18 protein-coding genes are annotated in these 15633 nt (G+C 61.6%); all 18 read left to right on the forward strand.

All coding sequences use genetic code 11. From position 1 onward, the window contains the following. Nucleotides 1–51 precede the first annotated feature (51 nt). The 18 genes from fliE (at nucleotide 52) to flhB (ending at nucleotide 15427) form a co-directional block, all read left to right on the forward strand. The gene (gene fliE / locus AWU82_RS16765; RefSeq protein WP_011333048.1) at nucleotides 52–381 is read left to right on the forward strand and encodes a flagellar hook-basal body complex protein FliE; all 330 of its coding nucleotides are present in this window, start codon (nucleotides 52–54) and stop codon (nucleotides 379–381) included. 15 nt (nucleotides 382–396) lie between these two features. Continuing rightward, nucleotides 397–2184 carry a flagellar basal-body MS-ring/collar protein FliF gene (fliF, locus tag AWU82_RS16770; RefSeq protein WP_064378617.1) on the forward strand — a complete coding sequence of 596 codons (1788 nt, stop codon included), beginning with the start codon at nucleotides 397–399 and terminating at the stop codon, nucleotides 2182–2184. Continuing rightward, on the forward strand, nucleotides 2177–3196 hold the full coding sequence (gene fliG, locus AWU82_RS16775) for a flagellar motor switch protein FliG (protein WP_007958288.1): 1020 nt from the start codon (nucleotides 2177–2179) through the stop codon (nucleotides 3194–3196). Before fliF ends, fliG begins: the two co-directional genes overlap by 8 nt. Before the next feature lie 4 nt (nucleotides 3197–3200). Continuing rightward, nucleotides 3201–4007 (forward strand): flagellar assembly protein FliH, encoded by an 807-nt coding sequence (fliH, locus tag AWU82_RS16780; protein ID WP_064378618.1) that lies wholly within the window; start codon nucleotides 3201–3203, stop codon nucleotides 4005–4007. Then, on the forward strand, nucleotides 3997–5355 hold the full coding sequence (gene fliI, locus AWU82_RS16785) for a flagellar protein export ATPase FliI (protein WP_011333051.1): 1359 nt from the start codon (nucleotides 3997–3999) through the stop codon (nucleotides 5353–5355). Before fliH ends, fliI begins: the two co-directional genes overlap by 11 nt. 6 nt (nucleotides 5356–5361) lie before the next feature. Then, nucleotides 5362–5811 (forward strand): flagellar export protein FliJ, encoded by a 450-nt coding sequence (gene fliJ / locus AWU82_RS16790; RefSeq protein WP_011333052.1) that lies wholly within the window; start codon nucleotides 5362–5364, stop codon nucleotides 5809–5811. A 101-nt stretch (nucleotides 5812–5912) separates the two neighbouring features. Then, nucleotides 5913–6218: an STAS domain-containing protein gene (locus tag AWU82_RS16795; protein ID WP_039765597.1), complete on the forward strand. Its 306-nt coding sequence runs from the start codon at nucleotides 5913–5915 to the stop codon at nucleotides 6216–6218. A 5-nt stretch (nucleotides 6219–6223) separates the two neighbouring features. Then, nucleotides 6224–7927, forward strand: coding sequence for an ATP-binding SpoIIE family protein phosphatase (locus tag AWU82_RS16800; protein WP_064378619.1), 1704 nt, complete (start codon nucleotides 6224–6226; stop codon nucleotides 7925–7927). A 30-nt stretch (nucleotides 7928–7957) separates the two neighbouring features. Next, nucleotides 7958–8305, forward strand: coding sequence for an Hpt domain-containing protein (locus AWU82_RS16805; protein ID WP_007951942.1), 348 nt, complete (start codon nucleotides 7958–7960; stop codon nucleotides 8303–8305). A gap of 105 nt (nucleotides 8306–8410) precedes the next feature. Then, entirely contained in the window at nucleotides 8411–9772 is a 1362-nt protein-coding gene (locus tag AWU82_RS16810; RefSeq protein WP_064378620.1) for a flagellar hook-length control protein FliK, read from the forward strand. Nucleotides 9773–10014: 242 nt separating this feature from the next. Continuing rightward, nucleotides 10015–10518, forward strand: a complete 504-nt coding sequence (gene fliL / locus AWU82_RS16815; RefSeq protein WP_011333056.1) for a flagellar basal body-associated protein FliL — start codon at nucleotides 10015–10017, stop codon at nucleotides 10516–10518. Between the two features lie 9 nt (nucleotides 10519–10527). Then, nucleotides 10528–11496, forward strand: coding sequence for a flagellar motor switch protein FliM (gene fliM / locus AWU82_RS16820; RefSeq protein ID WP_003222890.1), 969 nt, complete (start codon nucleotides 10528–10530; stop codon nucleotides 11494–11496). A 57-nt stretch (nucleotides 11497–11553) separates the two neighbouring features. Further along, the gene (gene fliN / locus AWU82_RS16825; protein WP_007951948.1) at nucleotides 11554–12012 is read left to right on the forward strand and encodes a flagellar motor switch protein FliN; all 459 of its coding nucleotides are present in this window, start codon (nucleotides 11554–11556) and stop codon (nucleotides 12010–12012) included. Then, complete coding sequence (gene fliO, locus AWU82_RS16830; RefSeq protein WP_007951949.1) at nucleotides 12013–12471, forward strand: flagellar biosynthetic protein FliO; 459 nt, start codon at nucleotides 12013–12015, stop codon at nucleotides 12469–12471. Then, a complete protein-coding gene (fliP, locus tag AWU82_RS16835; RefSeq protein ID WP_007951950.1) occupies nucleotides 12471–13229 on the forward strand; it encodes a flagellar type III secretion system pore protein FliP in 759 nt (252 codons plus the stop codon). Before fliO ends, fliP begins: the two co-directional genes overlap by 1 nt. Next, on the forward strand, nucleotides 13226–13495 hold the full coding sequence (gene fliQ / locus AWU82_RS16840; protein WP_007951951.1) for a flagellar biosynthesis protein FliQ: 270 nt from the start codon (nucleotides 13226–13228) through the stop codon (nucleotides 13493–13495). Before fliP ends, fliQ begins: the two co-directional genes overlap by 4 nt. 3 nt (nucleotides 13496–13498) lie before the next feature. Continuing rightward, nucleotides 13499–14284 (forward strand): flagellar biosynthetic protein FliR, encoded by a 786-nt coding sequence (gene fliR / locus AWU82_RS16845; RefSeq protein ID WP_039765607.1) that lies wholly within the window; start codon nucleotides 13499–13501, stop codon nucleotides 14282–14284. 3 nt (nucleotides 14285–14287) lie between these two features. Then, a complete protein-coding gene (gene flhB, locus AWU82_RS16850) occupies nucleotides 14288–15427 on the forward strand; it encodes a flagellar biosynthesis protein FlhB (RefSeq protein ID WP_064378621.1) in 1140 nt (379 codons plus the stop codon). The last annotated feature ends 206 nt before the right edge of the window (nucleotides 15428–15633 follow it).

A 15633-nucleotide genomic window follows, 5' to 3' on the forward strand; every position in this document is an offset into this window, starting at 1 on the left:
TACCCGCCGAGTGAGTGTCAAAAAATTGCGGGCCGCCCAAGAGAGTAGACCATGAGCCAAGGTATTGAATTTAATCGGTTGATGATGGACATGAAGGCCATGCAAATGGACGCCATGTCGAAGCCGAAATCGACTTCCGCTGTCCCGGAAGTGGCAGGCAGCAACTTTTCCGACATGCTCGGTCAGGCCATCAACAAAGTGAACGATACCCAACAGGCGTCGAGCCAATTGGCCAACGCGTTCGAAATCGGCAAGAGCGGCGTCGATCTGACGGACGTGATGATTGCCTCGCAAAAGGCCAGCGTGTCGTTCCAGGCCCTGACCCAGGTGCGCAACAAGCTGGTTCAGGCTTATCAAGACATCATGCAGATGCCGGTTTAAGGACGAGATTGAGTCATGGCAGAAGCAGTCGCCGATAACGTTCCGGCCAAGGCCACCCCGATAGACGGCAAACCGCCGCTGTTCGGACTGTCCTTCCTGGAAAACCTCTCCGAGATGACCATGCTGCGTCAGGTGGGCCTGTTGGTCGGCCTGGCCGCGAGCGTGGCGATTGGCTTTGCCGTGGTGCTGTGGTCGCAGCAGCCGGATTACCGTCCGTTGTACGGCAGCCTTGCCGGCATGGACGCCAAGCAGGTCATGGACACCCTGGCCTCCGCCGACATTCCCTACACCGTCGAACCGAATTCCGGCGCCTTGCTGGTCAAGGCCGATGACCTGTCCCGTGCGCGGCTCAAGCTCGCGGCCGCTGGTGTCACTCCCAGCGACGGCAACATCGGTTTTGAAATCCTCGACAAGGAACAGGGTCTGGGCACCAGCCAGTTCATGGAAGCGACCCGTTATCGTCGCGGCCTTGAAGGCGAGCTGGCCCGCACCATTTCCAGCCTGAACAACGTCAAGGGCGCGCGCGTTCACCTGGCGATTCCGAAAAGTTCGGTATTCGTGCGTGACGAACGCAAGCCAAGCGCTTCGGTACTGGTCGAGCTGTACTCCGGTCGTTCGCTGGAGCCGGGCCAGGTCGTTGCCATCATCAACCTGGTGGCGACTTCTGTTCCCGAGTTGAGCAAATCGCAGATCACCGTCGTCGACCAGAAGGGCAACCTGCTGTCGGATCAGGCGGAAAACGCCGAAATGACCATGGCCGGCAAGCAGTTCGACTACAGCCGTCGCATGGAAAGCATGCTCACCCAGCGCGTGCACAACATTCTGCAACCGGTACTGGGCAACGATCGCTACAAGGCTGAAGTCTCGGCCGACGTTGATTTCAGTGCCGTCGAATCGACCGCCGAGCAGTTCAACCCGGATCAACCGGCGCTGCGCAGCGAACAGTCGGTCAACGAACAACGCACTGCCAGCAATGGCCCGCAAGGTGTGCCGGGTGCATTGAGCAACCAGCCGCCGTCACCGGCCTCGGCACCGCAAACCACCGGTGGCGCCGCCGCCCCGGCGAGCATGGTGCAACCAGGCCAGCCACTGGTTGATGCCAACGGTCAGCAGATCATGGACCCGGCCACCGGCCAGCCGATGCTCGCGCCGTACCCGGCGGACAAGCGTCAACAATCCACCAAGAACTTCGAACTCGACCGTTCCATCAGCCACACCAAACAGCAGCAGGGTCGCCTGAATCGCCTGTCGGTGTCGGTGGTGGTGGACGATCAGGTCAAGATCAACCCGGCCAACGGCGAAACCACCCGTGCACCGTGGAGCGCCGACGAATTGGCGCGCTTCACTCGTCTGGTACAGGACGCCGTCGGCTTCGACGCCAGCCGTGGCGACAGCGTCAGCGTGATCAACATGCCGTTCTCCGCCGAGCGCGGCGAAGTGATCGCCGACATTCCGTTCTACTCCCAGCCATGGTTCTGGGACATCGTCAAACAAGTGCTGGGCGTGTTGTTCATCCTGGTGCTGGTGTTCGGCGTGCTGCGTCCGGTGCTCAACAACATCACCGGTGGTGGCAAAAGCAAGGAGCTGGCCGGTCTGGGCGGCGACATGGAACTCGGTGGCATGGGCGGTCTGGATGGTGAACTGTCCAACGATCGCGTCAGCCTCGGCGGCCCGACCAGCATTCTGCTGCCGAGCCCGAGCGAGGGTTATGACGCTCAGTTGAACGCAATCAAGAGTCTGGTGGCAGAAGACCCGGGTCGTGTGGCCCAGGTCGTGAAAGAGTGGATTAACGCAGATGAGTGATAACCGAGCCGCCGTCGCCAAACTGTCCCGGGTCGATAAAGCCGCGATTCTGCTGCTGTCCCTGGGTTCGACCGATGCCGCACAAGTGCTGCGCCACATGGGCCCCAAAGAGGTCCAGCGAGTCGGCGTGGCCATGGCCCAGATGGGCAACGTCCACCGTGAGCAGGTCGAGCAGGTCATGAGCGAGTTTGTCGACATCGTCGGCGACCAGACCAGCCTGGGCGTCGGCTCCGACGACTACGTGCGCAAAATGCTCACCCAGGCCCTGGGTGAAGACAAGGCCAACGGCCTGATCGACCGCATTCTGCTGGGCGGCAACACCAGTGGCCTCGACAGCCTGAAATGGATGGAGCCGCGCGCCGTGGCCGACGTGATCCGTTACGAACACCCGCAGATCCAGGCGATCGTGGTGGCGTACCTCGATCCGGATCAGGCCGGTGAAGTGCTGGGCAACTTCGACCACAAGGTACGTCTGGACATCATCCTGCGCGTCTCGTCGTTGAACACCGTGCAGCCGGCCGCGCTGAAAGAATTGAACCAGATCCTCGAGAAGCAGTTCTCCGGCAACTCGAACGCCTCGCGCACCACCCTGGGTGGCATCAAGCGCGCGGCGGACATCATGAACTTCCTCGACAGCTCGATCGAAGGCCAGCTCATGGACTCGATCCGCGAAGTCGACGAAGACCTGTCCGGTCAGATCGAAGACCTCATGTTCGTGTTCAACAACCTGGCCGATGTCGACGACCGCGGTATCCAGGCGCTGTTGCGCGAAGTGTCTTCCGATGTGCTGGTGCTGGCCCTCAAGGGTTCGGACGAAGGCGTCAAGGAGAAGATCTTCAAGAACATGTCCAAGCGTGCCGCCGAACTGCTGCGCGACGACCTCGAGGCCAAGGGCCCGGTGCGCGTCAGCGACGTGGAGACCGCACAGAAGGAAATCCTCACCATCGCCCGCCGTATGGCCGAAGCCGGAGAAATCGTGCTCGGTGGCAAGGGCGGCGAGGAAATGATCTAAGCCCATGGACAAGCATGACGACGATGTGACGGACCTGATCCGTGCCCGGGACGTCCGCGGTTTCGAATCTTGGGCGTTGCCCAGCTTCGACCCGCCGAAACCTGAGCCCGAGCCGGAACCGGAGCCTGAACCGCCGGAAATGGAAGAGGTGCCGCTGGAGGAAGTCCAGCCACTGACTCTGGAAGAACTCGAAAGCATCCGTCAGGAGGCCTACAACGAGGGCTTCGCCATCGGCGAAAAGGAAGGCTTTCACAGCGCCACCCTCAAGGTGCGCCAGGAAGCCGAAGTGGTCCTGACGGCCAAGGTCAACAGCCTTGAGCAATTGATGGGCCACCTGTTCGAGCCCATCGCCGAGCAAGACACCCAGATCGAAAAGTCGCTGGTCGATCTCGTGCAGCACATCGCCAAACAGGTGATCCAGCGCGAGCTGGCCATCGACTCGACGCAGATCGAACACGTCATGCGCGACGCGCTCAAGCTGTTGCCGTTGGGCGTGGGCAATGTGCGGCTGTACGTCAATCCGCAGGATTTCGGACAGGTCAAAGCCTTGCGCGAACGTCATGAGGAAACCTGGCGCATCGTCGAAGACGAATCCCTGCTGCCGGGCGGTTGCCGGGTCGAGACCGACCACAGCCGGATCGATGCCAGCATCGAAACCCGCGTCAGCCAGGTCATGGCCAAGCTGTTCGACCAGTTGCACGAACAGGCCCTGCACCCGGCCGAGCCGGACCTGAGCCTGGACCTGCCGGAAACACCCAAACCGGCACCGATTACAGAAGAGCCGCTCGCGGACGCCCCCGATGCGCCTTGAACGCACCAGCTTCGCCAAGCGCCTGAGCACCTACGCCGAGGCCACCGAAATCGCCGGTGCGCCGATTCTCGAAGGGCGCCTTTTGCGCATGGTCGGCCTGACGCTGGAAGCCGAAGGCCTGCGCGCCGCCATGGGCACCCGCTGCATGGTGATCAACGACGACACCTATCACCCGTCCCAGGTTGAAGCCGAAGTCATGGGCTTCTCCGGCAGCAAGGTATTTCTGATGCCGGTCGGCAGCGTGGCGGGCATTGCTCCGGGCGCCCGTGTCGTGCCGCTGGCCGATACCGGCCGCCTGCCGATGGGCATGAGCATGCTCGGTCGTGTGCTGGACGGCGCCGGACGTGCGCTGGACGGCAAGGGCGGCATGAAGGCCGAAGACTGGGTGCCGATGGACGGCCCGACCATCAACCCGCTCAACCGTGACCCGATCAGCGTGCCGCTGGATGTCGGCATTCGTAGTATCAACGGTTTGTTGACGGTCGGTCGTGGTCAGCGTCTGGGTCTGTTCGCCGGTACCGGTGTCGGTAAGTCGGTGTTGCTGGGCATGATGACCCGCTTCACCGAGGCTGACATCATCGTCGTCGGCCTGATCGGTGAGCGGGGTCGTGAGGTTAAGGAATTCATCGAGCACATCCTCGGTGAAGAAGGCCTCAAGCGCTCCGTGGTGGTCGCGTCGCCGGCGGACGATGCGCCGCTGATGCGTCTGCGTGCGGCGATGTACTGCACGCGGATCGCCGAATATTTCCGCGACAAGGGCAAGAACGTCCTGTTGCTGATGGATTCCCTGACCCGTTTCGCCCAGGCCCAGCGGGAAATCGCCCTGGCCATCGGTGAGCCGCCGGCGACCAAGGGCTATCCGCCGTCGGTATTCGCCAAACTGCCGAAACTGGTGGAGCGTGCCGGTAACGCGGAGAAGGGTGGGGGTTCGATCACCGCGTTCTACACCGTATTGTCCGAAGGCGATGACCAGCAGGATCCGATTGCCGACTCCGCACGGGGCGTGCTCGACGGGCACATCGTGCTGTCGCGGCGGCTGGCCGAGGAAGGTCATTACCCTGCCATCGACATCGAAGCCTCGATCAGCCGGGTGATGCCGGCAGTCGTGGCGCCGGAACACATGCAGCGCGCGCAATACTTCAAGCAGCTGTGGTCGCGCTATCAGCAGAGCCGCGACCTGATCAGCGTCGGCGCTTATGTCGCTGGCGGTGACCGCGAGACTGACCTTGCAATCAATCTGCAACCACAACTGGTCAGATACCTGCGTCAGGGTCTCAACGACAAAATCAGCCTGGGTGAAAGCGAGGCGTACCTCGAAACGATTTTCGCCCCGGCGGCCGGCGGGTAACCGGTCATGGCCCTGAGTCGCGCCGCGCGTCTGGCGCCGGTGGTGGACATGGCCGAGAAGGCCGAAAAAACCGCCGTGCAGCGCCTGGGTTATTTTCAGGGGCAGGTGAAAGTCGCCGAGAGCAAACTCGCCGACCTCAACGCCTTTCGTCTGGATTACTCGCAGCAGTGGATCGTGCGCGGCAGCACCGGCGTGACCGGCCAATGGCTGCTGGGTTTTCAGGGCTTTCTGGCGCAACTCGACACCGCCGTCGATCAGCAGCGCCAAAGTCTGCAGTGGCACCAGAACAATCTGGACAAGGCCCGTGATGCCTGGCAACAGGCATTCGCCCGGGTCGAAGGTCTGCGCAAACTTGTACAACGCTACCGCGACGAAGCCCAGCGTGCCGAAGACAAGCGTGAGCAGAAGCTGCTCGACGAGTTGTCCCAGCGTTTGCCGCGCCACGAGGCGTTTTGACGGGCAGATCTCGCACAAATCCCGACGCCATCGCTCCTTGCCCATGGCCCTTCCAAGTGCTAAACCTTGTACAGGTTCGTCAATGACAAGGAAGCCAGTACATGTCAGTCGTTACAGAAGTGTCTGCGGATGGGCAAAAGTTGACGATTTCCGTCAAGGGCCGATTCGACTTCGGTCGCCATCAGGAATTTCGCGAGTCCTACGAGCGGCTCACTAAAAAGCCTGACTCCATTGTGGTGGATCTCAAGGATGCCACCTATCTCGACAGTTCGGCCCTGGGCATGTTGCTTCTGTTGCGTGATCACGCCGGCGGTGACGACTCGGATGTGCGGGTGGTCAACAGCAATTCGGATGTGCGCAAGATCCTCGCCATCTCCAACTTCGACAAACTGTTCGACATCAGTTGACGGCCATGCAGCCGCAAGAGCCGCTGACGATCCTGATTGCCGAAGACAGCGCCGCTGACCGGTTGCTGTTGTCGACCATCGTCCGTCGTCAGGGGCATGAAGTGCTGACGGCCACCCACGGTGCGGAGGCGGTCGAGGCATTTATCCGACAAAAGCCGCATCTGGTGTTGATGGACGCCATGATGCCGGTGATGGACGGGTTCGAAGCTGCACGGCAGATCAAGAAGCTGGCGGGTGAAAGCCTGGTGCCGATCATCTTCCTCACCTCGCTGACGGAAAGCGAAGCCCTGGCTCGTTGTCTTGAGGCCGGCGGCGACGACTTTCTGGCGAAGCCCTACAACCAGGTGATCCTTGCCGCCAAAATCAAGGCGATGGATCGCTTGCGACGTTTACAGGCCACGGTTCTTCAGCAGCGCGACCTGATCGCCAAACACCACGACTATCTGCTCAACGAGCAGCGGGTCGCCAAGGCCGTATTCGACAAGGTGGCGCATTCCGGCTGCCTGAGCGCGCCGAATATCCGTTACCTGCAATCGCCCTATGCGCTGTTCAATGGCGATCTGTTGTTGGCTGCATACACTCCGGCCGGCGACATGCATGTGTTGCTCGGTGACTTCACCGGTCACGGCTTGCCGGCGGCGGTCGGCGCGATGCCGTTGGCCGAGGTGTTCTACGGCATGACTGCCAAGGGTTACGGCCTGGCCGAAACCCTGCGGGAAATGAACGCCAAGCTCAAGCGCATCCTGCCGGTGGACATGTTCTGCTGCGCGACGCTGTTGTGCCTGAGTTTTCAGCGGCGCTCGGTGGAAGTCTGGAACGGCGGCATGCCCGACGGTTACCTGCATTGCCTCGCCACCGGGGAGCGCAAGCCACTGGCGGCGCGCCACTTGCCGCTGGGTGTGCTCAGCCCGCAGACCTTCGATGACCGCACCGAGGTTCACTCGATGGCGGTGGGCGATCGGGTGTTTCTGCTCTCCGACGGGGTCATCGACACCTGCGATGCCAACGACCAGCTGTTCGGTGTCGAGCGCTTGCACAAGGTGTTCGCCGCCAATCGCCAGCCGGATCGGCTGTTCGAGGACATCGAGCAGGCGCTGCAGGACTTTCGCGGAGAGGCCCGGGACGATGTGAGCATGGTCGAGGTCAGCCTGCTGGAAGCCGAGCAGGTCAACCCGCCGGCGCCGGTGTATTCGGACAGTGGTCAGTCCTGTCCGCTGGACTGGTCGGTGAGCTTCGAATTTCGCGGTGCCACGCTCAAGCGCTTCAATCCGCTGCCTTACCTGTTGCAGTTACTGCTTGAGGTGCATGGATTGCGGGCGCAGAGTGGCGCACTGTACAGCGTGCTGGCCGAGCTTTATTCCAACGCGCTGGAGCATGGCGTGCTTGGCCTGGATTCGAGCCTCAAGCGCGATGCGTCGGGTTTCGCCCGATATTACGAGCAGCGCAATGCCCGTCTCGAAGCCTTGCAGGACGGTTATGTGCGCGTGCATTTGCAGGTGCGGCCGGAAGGCGAGGGCGGTTGTCTGGTGGTGCGGGTCGAAGACAGCGGCCAGGGATTCGATGTCTCGCGCGTGATGGAGCGGCCGCTGGACGGTGTCCGTCTGTCGGGACGCGGAGTCAGCCTGATCCGGCAATTGGCCCGAAATGCCAGCTGGTCAGACGATGGTCGCAGTGCTCGCGTGGAGTTTTTCTGGGAGGCTCTGGCATAATCCGCGCATTCTTGATCAGGGAGTGAACAAGTGGCTGATACACATGTGGACCACGAGGCGCTGAGCGCGCTGCGGGAAGTGATGGAAGACAGCTATCCGGAACTGCTGGATACCTTCCTCGCCGATTCCGAAAACCGCCTGCGGGAGTTGCAGCAGACTGCCGATGCCGACGCATTGTCTTCCGTTGCGCACAGCTTCAAGGGCAGCAGCAGCAACATGGGCGCGACCCGTCTTGCCGTGCTGTGCCAGGAGCTGGAACAGCATGCCAAAGACAAAAGCCCTTCCGAGATCATCAAACTGGTCGCCGATATTCATAGCGAATTCGCCGATGTGCGGCCCGTTTATGTCGCCGAGCGGCAGCGCTCGCTGACGCACTGATCCTGCCGTCGGGCGGTTTTGTCGGATTTCTGACGAAACTGGCCCGGCACTTGCAGTCATCTATCCCAACTGTACCTACGATCCCAGTGCAGCGGAGACCGTGCCATGCCTGCAAGCCCCAACATTTTTCTTCAGACCGCCGCCCAGGCCAAGGCGCAAGCTGCCTCGACCAAATCATCGGCAGTGGCCGCAGAGCCCGGGGACAAGGCCTCCAGCTTCGCTCAGGTGTTCGCCGATCAAGGCCCGAACAAGCCCTCGGTGACCGTCGACAATTCGGCAAAACCTGCCCGTGACAAGGTGGCCGACAACAGCGGCAAGAAAGACCTCGGCAAGGATCAGTCTGCCGCCCCGGAGCCGGCGGTTGCCGATAGCGGCAAAGCCTTGCCCGCCGACAAACCGGCGACGGCGGCAACGGACGACAAGACCGCTACTGATGATGACTCGGCCGACACCGCGCCGGCTCCCGTTGTCGATACGGCGCCGGTGGACCCGGCGTTAGTGGCGTCGGTAGAGCCGGTCGTCACGGCGCCGGTAGTCGCCACTCCAGTCGTCGATACTGCCGCGAAGCCTGAAACCGACAAACCCGCGGTGGCGGCATTGCCGGGTATGGTCAAGGATCCGGCGCCGGCCACCGACCCGGCTTTCGACCCCGAGGCGGATCCGCTCGATTCACTGCCCGCCGTGCGCATGGCCATGGAGCAGAGTGGTCACATTTCTGCTTCCAGCCAGTCCCAGCCCAAGGCCACCCCGGCCCAGGCTCAGGCTGACGGCGAATTGACCTCGGCGCAGAACTTCGCTGCCGGCATGGCCAGCATGCTCGATGTGCAGGCTGACAAGGACAGCACCAGTCAGGGCGGTGAAAAGGCGTTCAGCGGTTTGATCGATGACGGCCTGAAGGACCTGAAAACCGCCACCAGCGACACCCGCGTGGATGATTTCGCCAACCGTCTGGCGGCGCTGACCCAGGCTGCCACGCCGAAAACCGCCAACGCGGTGCCGGTGAACCAACCGATTGCCATGCACCAGAACGGCTGGACCGAAGAAGTGGTCAACCGGGTCATGTACCTGTCGAGCAACAACCTGAAGGCGGCTGACATCCAGTTGCAGCCAGCGGAGCTTGGGCGTCTGGATATCCGGGTGAACATGGTCCCGGACCAGCAGACCCAGGTGACCTTCATGAGCGCGCATCCGAGCGTGCGTGAAGCCCTCGACGGTCAGATGCACCGCCTGCGCGACATGTTCAACCAGCAAGGCATGGGGCAGGTCGACGTCAACGTTTCCGACCAGAACCGTGGCTGGCAGGGCCAGGGCCAGGAACAGGCGCAGCAGGGGCAGAGCGGTCGCACCAGCGCCGCCGGTGGTCGCCTGGATTCGGCTGAAGAAGAGTTGACCCCGACGGCTGTCGCTGAAGCCGCGGCCACCGCCACTCACGTGATCGGCTCCAGCGCCGTCGACTACTACGCCTGATTTAAAGCGCTTCCTCAAAACCTGTGGGAGCTGGCTTGTCGGTACGCCGCATCGCAGCGATAGCGATTTGTCTGACACATTAGTTTTGAATGTGCCGCAGCCATCGCTGGCAAGCCAGCTCCCACAGGGACTCGCATCGACTCACCATTCTCTCTGGTTCTCCCCTCCGACACTTCTGGCATAACACTTGCTCTTGCCTTGCCGTGCGACTGTGAAAACCCGATTAGTGACGGATTATTGGCATGGCGAAGAGCGAAGCTGCAGCAGTAAAAGACCCCGCAACCAAAGGCAAACTCAAACTGATCATCGTGATCGTGCTGGGTCTGTTGCTGGCCATCGGCACGTCCGTGGGGGCGACCTGGTTCTTCATGCACAGTGCCCAGAGCAAGCCTGCGGCGACCGCCGAAGCGGCCCCGGTCGGCAAGCAACCGGCGATTTTCGAGCCGATGGCGCCAGCCTTCGTGGCCAACTACAACCAGAACGGCCGTCAGCGCTACATGCAGGTGAGCATCACCATGCTGGCGCGCAACCAGGCTGATCTGGAAGCGCTCAAAGTGCACATGCCGGTGATCCGCAACAACCTGGTGATGCTCTTCTCCGGTCAGGATTTCGCCACGCTGGCGACCCCGGTCGGTCAAGAGATGTTGCGCCAGAAGGCCACAGCCAGCGTCCAGGAAGTGGCGCAGAAAGAGCTGGGCAAAGTGGTGATCGAACAGTTGCTTTTCACTAATTTCGTACTGCAGTAGGAACACGACATGGCCGTGCAGGATCTGCTGTCCCAGGATGAAATCGACGCGCTGTTGCATGGCGTCGACGATGGTCTGGTACAGACCGATAACGCTGCCGAACCCGGCAGTGTCAAAAGCTACGACCTGACCAGCCAGGATCGCATCGTCCGTGGACGCATGCCGACTCTGGAAATGATCAACGAGCGTTTTGCCCGCTACACCCGCATCAGCATGTTCAACATGCTGCGCCGCTCGGCGGACGTTGCCGTCGGTGGCGTACAGGTGATGAAGTTCGGCGAATACGTGCACTCGCTGTACGTGCCGACCAGCCTCAACCTGGTCAAGATCAAACCCCTGCGCGGCACCGCGCTGTTCATCCTCGACGCCAAACTGGTGTTCAAGCTGGTGGACAACTTCTTCGGCGGCGACGGCCGTCACGCCAAGATCGAAGGGCGTGAATTCACCCCGACCGAACTGCGCGTGGTGCGCATGGTGCTGGAGCAGGCGTTCGTCGATTTGAAGGAAGCCTGGCAGGCGATCATGGAAGTCAACTTCGAGTACATCAACTCGGAAGTGAACCCGGCCATGGCCAACATCGTCGGTCCGAGCGAAGCGATCGTGGTTTCCACGTTCCACATCGAACTCGACGGCGGTGGCGGCGACCTGCACGTGACCATGCCGTACTCGATGATCGAGCCGGTGCGCGAAATGCTCGACGCCGGTTTCCAGTCGGACCTCGACGACCAGGACGAACGCTGGGTCAACGCCCTGCGCCAGGACGTGCTGGATGTCGACGTGCCGATCGGTGCCACCGTGGCTCGCCGCCAGTTGAAGTTGCGCGACATCCTGCACATGCAGCCGGGTGATGTGATTCCGGTCGAGATGCCGGAAGACATGATCATGCGCGCCAACGGCGTGCCGGCCTTCAAGGTCAAGATGGGCTCGCACAAAGGCAACCTCGCGTTGCAGGTTATCGAGCCGATCGAGCGCCGCTGAAGCGGCGCTTTCACTCCCTGATTTTTTTACCGGTTTTTTGCCCGCCGAGGACAAATGATGAACGACGATATGAACACCCAGGACGATCAGGCACTGGCCGATGAATGGGCTGCCGCCCTGGAAGAAACCGGTGAAGCCGGGCAGGCCGACATCGACGCGCTGCTGGCCGCCGATGCAGGTGCTTCGAGCTCCAACCGTCTACCGATGGAAGAGTTCGGCAGCGTGCCGAAGAACAACGATCCGGTGACCCTCGACGGTCCGAACCTGGACGTGATTCTCGACATCCCGGTGTCGATCTCGATGGAAGTGGGCAGCACCGACATCAACATCCGCAACCTGCTGCAACTCAACCAGGGTTCGGTGATCGAGCTTGATCGTCTGGCCGGCGAGCCGCTGGACGTGCTGGTCAACGGCACCCTGATCGCTCACGGTGAAGTGGTGGTGGTCAACGAAAAGTTCGGCATCCGTCTGACCGACGTGATCAGCCCGAGCGAACGCATCAAGAAGCTGCGCTGAGTGAAAAAGGTTCTGGGAGCTTTGTTCGGCCTGGCGCTGGCGTTGCCGTTCAGCGTGCTGGCGGCCGAGCCGGTGGCGACCACGGCAGCGGCGGCTGCGCCGGCCGTCAACAGCGGCGTGGCCGGACAGCTGACGCAATTGGTGCTGGGTCTGTTACTGGTGCTGGGGTTGATCTTCTTCCTCGCCTGGCTGTTGCGCCGGGTGCAGCAGGCAGGTCCCGCCGGCAAGGGCCAGGTGATCGAGCTGATCGGTTCCCGCGCGCTCGGGCCGCGTGACCGTCTGATGCTGGTGCAGGTCGGCAACGAGCAGATCCTGCTCGGCCTCAGCCCCGGAACCATCACTGCGCTGCACGTGCTCAAAGAGCCGGTCGAGGTGCCGAGCACCGCCGACAAAGCGACTCCGGAATTTGCCCAGCATCTGTTGAAGATCCTCGGCAAGGATCAGAAGGATAAGAAGTAATGGGTGCGTTGCGCATCGTCTTGACCCTGGCGTTGATGTTGGCCGCGCCGCTGGCATTCGCCGCCGATCCGTTGTCGATCCCGGCGATCACCCTGGGCACCAACGCCGAGGGCGCGCAGGAATATTCGGTCAGCCTGCAGATCCTGCTGATCATGACGGCGCTGAGCTTCATTCCGGCCGCCGTCATCCTGATGACCAGTTTCACCCGGATCATCATCGTCTTCTCGATCCTGCGTCAGGCCCTGGGCTTGCAGCAGACGCCGTCGAACCAGATTCTCACCGGCATGGCGCTGTTCCTGACGCTGTTCATCATGGCGCCGGTGTTCGATCGCGTGAACAACGATGCCTTGCAGCCGTACCTCGCGGAAAAGCTGACGGCTCAGCAGGCAGTGGAAAAGGCTCAGGTGCCGATCAAGGACTTCATGCTCGCCCAGACCCGCTCCAGCGATCTGGAGCTGTTCATGCGCCTGTCCAAGCGCACCGACATCGCGACGCCGGATCAGGCGCCGCTGACGATTCTGGTTCCGGCGTTCGTGACGTCTGAACTGAAGACCGCGTTCCAGATCGGCTTCATGATCTTCATTCCGTTCCTGATCATCGACCTGGTGGTGGCGAGCGTGCTGATGGCGATGGGTATGATGATGCTCTCGCCGCTGATCATTTCCCTGCCGTTCAAAATCATGCTGTTCGTGCTGGTGGATGGCTGGGCGCTGATCATCGGCACCCTGGCCAGCAGTTTCGGAGGTGTATCGCCATGACGCCAGAAGTAGCGGTCGACATCTTTCGCGAAGCCCTGTGGCTGACCACCATGATGGTGGCGATTCTGGTGGTGCCGAGTCTGTTGGTGGGCCTGCTGGTGTCGATGTTCCAGGCCGCGACCCAGATCAACGAACAGACCCTGAGCTTCCTGCCGCGTCTGCTGGTGATGCTGGTGACGCTGATCGTCGCCGGCCCGTGGCTGGTGCAGACGTTCATGGAATACATCACGCAGTTGTACAAAAACATTCCGATGGTCATCGGCTAAGCCATGCAATCGCTGCTTCAGCTGACCGATACCCAGATCAGTACCTGGGTGGCGACGTTCATGCTGCCGCTGTTTCGCGTCGCCTCGATGTTGATGGTGATGCCGGTCTTCGGAACCACGCTGGTGCCCCGGCGGATCCGTCTGTACTTCGCCTTCGCGATCACCGTGGTGATCACGCCCAACCTGCCGCCGATGCCGGCGGTCAGCCCTCTGGACCTCAGCGGTCTGCTGCTGATCGCCGAACAGATTCTCGTTGGCGCGGTGCTGGGTTTCTCGCTGCAATTGTTCTTTCAAGCTTTCGTGGTGGCCGGGCAGATCGTCGCGATCCAGATGGGCATGGGCTTCGCTTCGATGATCGACCCTACCAACGGCGTGTCGGTGGCGGTGATCGGGCAGTTCTTCACGATGCTGGTGACCTTGCTGTTCCTGTCGATGAACGGGCACCTGGTGGTCTTCGAAGTGCTCACCGAGAGCTTCACCACGCTGCCGGTCGGCGGCGGGTTGATGACCACGCATTACTGGGAACTGGCCGGCAAACTCGGCTGGGTGCTGGGCGCCGCGTTGTTGCTGGTGCTGCCGGCGGTCACCGCGCTGCTGGTGGTCAACATTGCCTTTGGCGTGATGACCCGCGCCGCGCCACAACTCAACATTTTCTCCATCGGCTTTCCGCTGACCCTCGTACTCGGCCTGTTCATTGTCTGGGTCGGGCTGGCGGACATACTCAATCAGTATCAACCGCTGGCCACCGAGGCCCTGCAGTTTTTACGCGAACTGGCACAGGCGCGCTGAGTCATGGCTGAGAGCGAAAGCGGTCAGGACAAAACAGAAGACCCCACGGAGAAGCGCAAAAAGGACTCCCGGGAAAAGGGTGAGATTGCGCGCTCCAAGGAGCTCAACACCCTGGCGATCATGCTCGCCGGCTCTGCCGCGCTGCTGATTTTTGGCGGGATGCTGGCGCAGGAATTGATGGACCTGATGCGCCAGAACTTCACGCTGTCGCGGGAAGTGATCATGGACGAGCGCTCCATGGCGACGTTCCTGATGAACTCCGGATTGCAGGCATTGCTGGCGATTCAGCCGATCATGATCACTCTGTTGCTGGCGGCATTCCTCGGGCCGATTGCCCTGGGCGGCTGGTTGTTTGCCGCCGGTTCGCTGGCGCCCAAGTTCAGCCGGATGAACCCGGCGGCAGGCCTCAAGCGGATGTTCTCGATGAAGGCCGTGGTCGAACTGCTCAAGGCGCTGGCCAAGTTCCTTATCACCTTGGGCGTCGCGCTGGTGGTACTCAATTCGGACATCGACGACCTGCTGCGCATCGCTCATGAGCCGCTGGACCGGGCGATCATTCACAGCTTGCAACTGGTGGGCTGGAGTTCGCTGTGGCTGGCCTGCGGGTTGATCATCATCGCGGCTGTCGACGTGCCCGTGCAGATCTGGGAAAGCATCAAGAAGCTCAAGATGACCAAGCAGGAAGTGCGCGACGAGCACAAGGATCAGGAAGGTCGGCCGGAGGTCAAGCAGCGCATTCGCCAGCTCCAGCGCGAGATGTCGCAGCGGCGGATGATGGCGGCGATCCCGGATGCCGACGTGGTCATCACCAACCCGACCCACTACGCCGTGGCACTCAAGTACGACGCCGAGAAGGGCGGGGCGCCGATGCTGCTGGCCAAGGGCAGCGACTTCCTGGCGCTGAAGATCCGCGAAATCGCCGTGGCCAACAACGTCATGCTCCTCGAATCGCCGGCGCTGGCGCGTTCAATCTACTACTCCACAGAGCTGGAAGAAGAAATCCCCGGCGGCCTGTACCTGGCGGTCGCCCAGGTACTGGCCTACGTCTACCAGATCCGCCAGCACCGCGCGGGCAAGGGCAAATTCCCGGAACCGCTCAAGGACGACCTGCCGATCCCGCCGGATCTGCGGCGCGATTCCTGATTTGTGATCAAACAAAAAAAACCGCCATCCGGTTGAACCTGATGGCGGTTTTTTCATACCCGATGATCTGTGGTGCTTGTGAGGCCGCCTTCGCGGGCAAGTCGAATCGTCGCACCGCCGCTCCCACAGGTTTAGCGTCGCTCGGAAAATATGAGCACACCACAAATCACTGTGGGAGCGGGCTTGCCCGCGAAGGCGTCAGTCGC

It is taken from the genome of Pseudomonas glycinae (assembly GCF_001594225.2).
GTDB lineage: Bacteria > Pseudomonadota > Gammaproteobacteria > Pseudomonadales > Pseudomonadaceae > Aquipseudomonas > Aquipseudomonas glycinae.